Source organism: Kitasatospora sp. NPDC007106, from assembly GCF_040634455.1.
Lineage (GTDB): Bacteria > Actinomycetota > Actinomycetes > Streptomycetales > Streptomycetaceae > Kitasatospora > Kitasatospora arboriphila.
Map to the genome: position 1 here is coordinate 1 of NZ_JBEYFP010001172.1, position 1,529 is coordinate 1,529.

Annotated in this window: 1 protein-coding gene and 1 pseudogene; one reads left to right on the plus strand and one right to left on the minus strand. The window is 77.0% G+C overall.

The window, feature by feature from the left end; genetic code table 11:
• Positions 1–7: 7 nt before the first annotated feature.
• Positions 8–703, plus strand: a pseudogene (locus ABZ641_RS36850) (ferritin-like domain-containing protein); the annotation flags it as partial.
• Between the two features lie 134 nt (positions 704–837).
• On the opposite strand, the gene ABZ641_RS36855 reads toward ABZ641_RS36850, so the two are convergent.
• Positions 838–1,529 (minus strand): hypothetical protein (locus ABZ641_RS36855; RefSeq protein WP_359988919.1); only part of this gene is annotated, 692 nt, incomplete at its 5' end.

Genomic DNA, 1,529 nt, shown 5'->3' on the forward strand with positions numbered 1-1,529 from the left:
GCAGGGCATGGCTGCATCGGAATTCGTCGCCTGGGTGCGGGACTTCGAGGCCGAACGGGATCGCCGTGGCGCCACGCCCGATCCCTCCTGGGAGCCGGGTGCCCGGCTGTCCCCGGCGGTGCGGGCGAGCGTCCAGCGCTTCCAGCTCGGCGAGGACGGCGACGGCGCGAACCTGATCGCCAAGGCGGACGCCGCGGGCGACCCGCACTACGCCGCAGCGGTGCGGCTGTTCGAGGACGAGGAGCACAACCACGCGCGGCTGCTCGCCCGGTTGCTGGCGGCGGGCGGGGCGACGACGTCGGCCGGCCACTGGAGCGACACGGTGTTCGCACGCATGCGCCGTTCGGCGGGGCTCCACGCGGAGCTGCTGCTCCTGATGGTCGCGGAGGTCGTGGCCCTGCGCTACTACCGGGCGCTGCGGGACGGCACCGGCGACCCGCTGACCTCGGAGGTCGCCCGGCGCATCCTGGCGGACGAGGAGCGGCACGTCCCGTTCCACTGCGCGCGGTTGCGCGGGTCGGTCGCGGGGCTGCCGCGCCCGCTCCGGCGGCCGGTCCTGGCGGGCTGGCGGGTGATGCTCCTCGGCGCGGGACTGGTGGTGGCTGCCGACCACGGGCGGGCGCTGCGCGAACTCGGCGTCGGGCGAGGGCGCTTCGTGGCGGACGTGGCGGGGTCGGCCGGGCCGGTGGTCGCGGCGATCCTAGGGACGGACCCGCCGCGCACACCCGCCGGACGGGCGGAGCCTGCCGCTGCCGCTCCGCCCACGCGTCCGAGGAACGGGTGTCGGCCCCGGGCGAGGGTGTGGCAACTGCCGGGGACAGGCAGGCCGGACACCGGCTACGAGGGGGTGCCGGGCACGCTCTCCCGGCGGACCAGCCGGGCCGAACGGACGTACCCGTGACGCTGCAGACCGGCCGCCAGGATCTGCGCAGCCGCCGTCAGCCGGGCCTCCTGCCGCGGATCCGCGGCCGCGGCCACGGCCACCGGTAGGTCGCGGGCCGCGGTGAGGTGCGGCGCGAGCGCAGGCCACCACGGGGCGTGGCCCGGGTCCTCGGGATCGACCGCGTGCACGGCCAGCTCCAGCAGGTCGACGAACACCCCGTGTACCGCTCGGGCCGTCTCCGGCTCGTGTGCGAGCGCCGCGCGCACGGCCTCCCTCACCAGCGGATCCACCGTCAGCAGGGACGTCCCGTGGACGAGGCCGATGTCCCGCAACGCGGTCACCGTCCGCTCCAGGTCCTCCTCGGTGATCCGCACCCCACGGGGGTCCTGGAGGCCGACCACTGCCGCCGCCTTCAGCAGGGCCATCGGAACGGGCTCCGCCGCGAAGAGGGTGAGCAGGGCGAGCACCGGCCGGGCGTGCGGGACACCGTGGTCGGCGAGCAGGTCCAGGCTCAGCCCGCACAGCACCGGCACGGCCTGCTGCGGAGCGTGGGGGCGGCCGGCATGCCGCCCCCACACCCCGTCCAGGGCATCCGCGAGGCCGGCGATGCCGTCCGCGGGGGAGGACCCGCCCGCCGCCGCCCGGG